General features: G+C 71.7%; 1 protein-coding gene. It reads left to right on the top strand.

From position 1 onward, the window contains the following. A partial coding sequence (locus tag ACY9Z2_RS19505; RefSeq protein WP_463611327.1) for a dihydroxy-acid dehydratase domain-containing protein occupies positions 1-226 on the top strand: 226 nt, incomplete at both ends.

The following is a 226-nucleotide window of genomic DNA, read 5'->3' as shown; positions in this document are numbered from 1 at the left end:
GACGAGCGCGGCCGAGGCCATGGGCCTCACGCTTCCCGGCGCAGCCTCGATCCCCGCGGCCGACTCCCGCCACGCCCAGATGGCCTCCCTCACGGGCCGGCGAATCGTCGACATGGTCTGGGAGGACCTGAAGATCCGCGACGTGGTCGACGCGCGCGCGATCGACAACGCCGTCACCACGGTGCTGGCGCTCGGCGGCTCGACCAACGCCATCGTCCACCTCATC

This window comes from Virgibacillus sp. GM2-2 (assembly GCF_055329585.1).
This window is presented reverse-complemented; position numbering and strand designations above follow the sequence as displayed.